Source organism: Streptococcus mitis SK597 (genome assembly GCF_000148545.1).
GTDB classification, from domain to species: domain Bacteria; phylum Bacillota; class Bacilli; order Lactobacillales; family Streptococcaceae; genus Streptococcus; species Streptococcus mitis_C.
Genome location: NZ_AEDV01000021.1, coordinates 1 through 4,484 on the forward strand (window position 1 = coordinate 1; position 4,484 = coordinate 4,484).

Here is a 4,484-nt window from a genome sequence, read left to right on the forward strand (position 1 = left end):
GTTTATTTTATCATATTTTTTCTTTAATTTAAAATGAAGTAGGATAGGGAAAAAAATGCCAGAAAAATGGTATAATAGAGAGGAACGTGTTTGGACAGAGAGGAGACAGCAGATGAACTTTCAACAATTATCCAATCTGCAATATTGGACTAGCTTGTTTTCTAGTCCTTGGAGTATTGCCATCAATCTGTTTGATATTTTGATTGTGGCCTATATTTTATATCGTTTTACAAAAGCGATAGCTGGCACCAAGATTATGATTTTGGTACGGGGGGTTTTGATTTTTGTACTAGCCCAGTTCGTGGCCAATATCCTTGGTTTAACAACGATTTCTTGGTTGATTAATCAGATTATCACCTATGGGGTCATTGCTGCGGTTGTTATCTTCTCTCCAGAGATTCGGACTGGCTTGGAACGCTTGGGAAGGGCGACAGATTTCTTTTCTACTACTCAAATAAGTGCAGAAGAGAAAATGATTCGTGCCTTTGTCAAGTCAGTTGAATACATGAGTCCTCGTAAAATCGGTGCTTTGGTTGCTATTCAACGAGTTCGGACCTTGCAAGAATACATTGCGACAGGAATTCCCTTGGATGCCAAAATTTCGGCAGAACTCCTCATCAATATTTTTATTCCCAACACTCCTCTACATGATGGTGCTGTAATTATCAGAGAAAATCGAATCTCAGTGACCTCTGCCTATCTGCCCTTGACAGAAAGTACAGGGATTTCCAAGGAATTTGGGACCAGACACCGGGCAGCTATTGGTTTATCAGAAGTATCCGATGCCTTGACCTTCATCGTTTCAGAGGAAACAGGTGGTATTTCTATTACCTACAATGGGATTTTCAAGCATGATTTGACGATTGAAGAATTTGAAGCAGAGCTACGAGCAATTCTTTTGCCAGCTGTTGAGGAGAAAGCTAGTTTCAAAGACCGTTTGCTAGGAGGTTGGAAATATGAGAAAAAATAGTCTATATATCATTTCATCTCTCTTTTTTGCTTGTGTCTTATTTATCTATGCAACGTCAACCAACTTTCAAAATAGTAATACCGCAAGGCAGGTCAAATCGGAGACCTACACCAATACGATAACGAACGTTCCTATCGATATTCACTATGATGATGACCAGTATTTCATTAGCGGATTTGCATCAGAGGTTTCAGTTGTGCTGACAGGTGCCAATCGTGTGACCTTGGCCAGTGAAATGCAGGAAAGCACTCGTAAGTTTAAAGTGACAGCGGATTTGACAGATGCTAGTGTTGGAACGATTGAAGTTCCCTTGAATATTGAAAATCTTCCTAGTGGATTGACCGCTGTGGCAACGCCTCAAAAGATTACAGTGAAAGTTGGGAAGAAGGTTAAGCGAGATGGGATGATTGTTGTGCCACAAGTTGACCAAAGCCAGATTGATCCCAAGCTACAACTTGATAGTGTAACCGTGTCAAATGAACGCGTTTCGGTCACAACTGACCAGGAAACATTAGCTAAGATTGATAAGGTTATTGCGCTTTTACCAACCAGCGAACGCATAACAGGTAATTACAGTGGTTCAGTACCTTTGCAGGCAATCGACCGCAATGGGGTTGTCTTACCAGTAGTGATCACTCCGTTTGACACAACAATGAAGGTGACTACAAAACCAGTGATACCAAGTTCAAGCACATCAAATTCAAGTGCAAGTAGTTCGTCGGAGACATCTTCGTCAACGAAAGCAACTAGTTCAAAAACGAATTAATAATAGGAAAAGGATTTTATAAAAATGGGTAAATATTTTGGGACTGATGGAGTCCGTGGAGAAGCTAACGTAGAATTAACGCCAGAATTGGCCTTTAAACTAGGACGTTTTGGAGGCTATGTTCTCAGCCAACATGAAACGGAAGCACCGAAAGTCTTTGTAGGACGTGACACACGTATTTCAGGGGAAATGCTAGAATCTGCCTTGGTGGCAGGTCTCCTTTCAGTAGGGATCCACGTATACAAACTAGGCGTTTTGGCAACACCAGCAGTAGCTTACTTGGTTAAAACTGAAGGAGCAAGTGCAGGTGTCATGATTTCTGCTAGCCACAACCCAGCCCTTGATAATGGGATTAAGTTCTTTGGTGGTGATGGCTTCAAACTAGATGATGAAAAAGAAGCAGAAATTGAAGCCTTGCTAGATGCTGCGGAAGACACTCTTCCTCGTCCAAGTGCAGAAGGCTTGGGAACCTTAGTAGATTACCCAGAAGGCTTGCGTAAGTATGAAGGCTACCTTGTTTCAACTGGAACTCCTCTTGAAGGAATGAAGGTTACCTTGGATACAGCCAATGGTGCAGCTTCTACAAGTGCCCGTCAAATCTTTGCAGATCTTGGTGCTCAATTAACTGTTATTGGGGAAACACCAGATGGTCTTAACATCAACCTTAATGTTGGTTCAACCCACCCAGAAGCCCTTCAAGAAGTGGTCAAAGAAAGCGGCTCAGCTATCGGTTTGGCCTTTGACGGAGACAGTGACCGTTTGATTGCTGTTGATGAAAATGGTGAGATCGTTGATGGTGACAAGATCATGTACATCATCGGGAAATACCTTTCTGAAAAAGGACAATTGGCCCAAAATACAATTGTGACAACTGTTATGTCTAACCTTGGTTTCCACAAGGCCTTGGACCGTGAAGGCATTAACAAGGCAGTCACTGCAGTCGGCGATCGTTACGTTGTTGAAGAAATGAGAAAATCAGGCTACAACCTTGGTGGTGAACAGTCTGGTCACGTGATCTTGATGGATTACAATACAACAGGTGATGGTCAATTATCTGCTGTTCAATTGACTAAAATCATGAAGGAAACTGGTAAGAGCTTATCAGAGTTGGCAGCAGAAGTAACCATTTATCCACAAAAATTAGTCAATATCCGAGTGGAAAATGCCATGAAGGAAAAGGCTATGGAAGTGCCAGCTATCAAGGCTATCATCGAAAAGATGGAAGAAGAAATGGCGGGGAACGGACGTATCCTTGTTCGTCCAAGTGGAACAGAGCCTCTTTTGCGTGTCATGGCAGAAGCGCCTACAACAGAAGAAGTAGACTACTATGTTGATACCATCGCAGACGTAGTTCGAGCTGAAATCGGGATTGACTAAATCCTAGAAAACTAGATGAAAATAAAAAATTATGGTACAATAGCTTATAATATTGTAGCCGAGGGAGAAAGACATGAATCTTAAACGTGAACAAGAATTTGTTAGTCAGTATCATTTTGATGCGCGTAATTTTGAATGGGAAAATGAAAATGGAGCTCCTGAAACTAAGGTGGATGTGAACTTCCAATTGCTCCAACATGACCAAGAAAATCAAGTGACTTCCTTGATTGTCATCTTGACCTTTATGATTGTATTTGATAAGTTTGTCATCAGTGGAACCATTTCACAGGTAAATCATATCGATGGCCGTATTGTCAATGAACCAAGTGAATTGAGCCAAGAAGAAGTGGAAACTTTGGCTCGTCCATGTTTGAATATGCTCAACCGTTTGACTTACGAAGTAACTGAAATTGCATTAGACTTACCAGGAATCAATTTGGAGTTCTAATATGAAACTAGCTGTTATCACAGATTCTTCTGCCTATCTCAGTGCAGAGACCTTGCAAAGAGAAGATTTATATGTCTTGGATATTCCTGTCAATATTGATGGTGAGGAGTATGTCGAAGGTATCAATCTGACTGCTGAGGAATTTTATCAAAAAATGGCTCAGGCATCTGAATTACCTAAGACCAGTCAACCAAGTATTGCCAAGTTAGATGAAATCTTAACTTCGCTAAAAGAACAAGGCTATACCCATGCCTTGGGGCTTTTCCTATCTTCTGGAATTTCAGGTTTTTACCAAAATATCCAGTATATGATAGATGAATATGAGGGCTTAACCATTGCTTTTCCAGACACTTTGATTACAAGTGCTCCTCTGGGTATCATGGTTGAAAGCGTCTTTAATTGGCGTGACCAGGGCGATGATTTTGCCAGCATTCAGTATAAGCTAGCCATTCAAATCAGCCGTACGTCAGCCTTTATCATGGTCGATGATTTGGATCATTTGGTAAAAGGTGGACGTCTTTCAAATGGTGCTGCTATTTTGGGCAATCTGCTGAGCATTAAGCCAATCCTTTATTTTAACGACCAAGGTGTGATTGAAGTTTACGAAAAAGTTCGTACTGAAAAGAAAGCAACCAAGCGCTTAATTGAAATTATCAAAGAAACAACGGCTTCAGGCCAATATCGGGTCATTGTCATTCATGGGAATGCTCCTGAAAAGGCTGAAGAGTTGCGTCAACACTTGCTTGAATCTGGAGTGGGTACGGATATTTCACTTGCTACATTTGGTAGTGTCATTGGAACTCACCTAGGAGCAGGAAGTATTGCTCTGGGTTATATTCCAGTGATTTAGTTAGCATTTCTAGACTAGTTAAGAAGTTAGCAGTTGAACACGCCTGGAACCCTGTGTGAAAAAGATAGTTCTT

5 protein-coding genes are annotated in these 4,484 nt (G+C 41.1%); all 5 read left to right on the forward strand.

From position 1 onward, the window contains the following. Positions 1-112: 112 nt before the first annotated feature. The 5 genes from cdaA to SMSK597_RS05440 all read left to right on the forward strand — a co-directional run bounded on the left by cdaA (position 113) and on the right by SMSK597_RS05440 (position 4,411). Positions 113-970 (forward strand): diadenylate cyclase CdaA, encoded by an 858-nt coding sequence (cdaA, locus tag SMSK597_RS05420; RefSeq protein WP_001011067.1) that lies wholly within the window; start codon positions 113-115, stop codon positions 968-970. Further along, on the forward strand, positions 957-1,736 hold the full coding sequence (locus SMSK597_RS05425) for a CdaR family protein (RefSeq protein ID WP_001230938.1): 780 nt from the start codon (positions 957-959) through the stop codon (positions 1,734-1,736). Before cdaA ends, SMSK597_RS05425 begins: the two co-directional genes overlap by 14 nt. Before the next feature lie 24 nt (positions 1,737-1,760). Further along, a complete protein-coding gene (gene glmM / locus SMSK597_RS05430) occupies positions 1,761-3,113 on the forward strand; it encodes a phosphoglucosamine mutase (protein ID WP_000521448.1) in 1,353 nt (450 codons plus the stop codon). A 73-nt stretch (positions 3,114-3,186) separates the two neighbouring features. Then, positions 3,187-3,561, forward strand: coding sequence for a DUF1149 family protein (locus tag SMSK597_RS05435; protein WP_001050087.1), 375 nt, complete (start codon positions 3,187-3,189; stop codon positions 3,559-3,561). 1 nt (position 3,562) lies between these two features. Then, entirely contained in the window at positions 3,563-4,411 is an 849-nt protein-coding gene (locus SMSK597_RS05440; protein WP_000762180.1) for a DegV family protein, read from the forward strand. Positions 4,412-4,484: the final 73 nt, after the last annotated feature.

What these genes read in the sequence shown, in the direction of transcription:
- cdaA (WP_001011067.1), top strand. Translation starts at nt 113, where the DNA reads ATGAACTTTCAACAATTATCCAATCTGCAATATTGGACTAGCTTGTTT.
- SMSK597_RS05425 (WP_001230938.1), top strand. Translation starts at nt 957, where the DNA reads ATGAGAAAAAATAGTCTATATATCATTTCATCTCTCTTTTTTGCTTGT.
- glmM (WP_000521448.1), top strand. Translation starts at nt 1,761, where the DNA reads ATGGGTAAATATTTTGGGACTGATGGAGTCCGTGGAGAAGCTAACGTA.
- SMSK597_RS05435 (WP_001050087.1), top strand. Translation starts at nt 3,187, where the DNA reads ATGAATCTTAAACGTGAACAAGAATTTGTTAGTCAGTATCATTTTGAT.
- SMSK597_RS05440 (WP_000762180.1), top strand. Translation starts at nt 3,563, where the DNA reads ATGAAACTAGCTGTTATCACAGATTCTTCTGCCTATCTCAGTGCAGAG.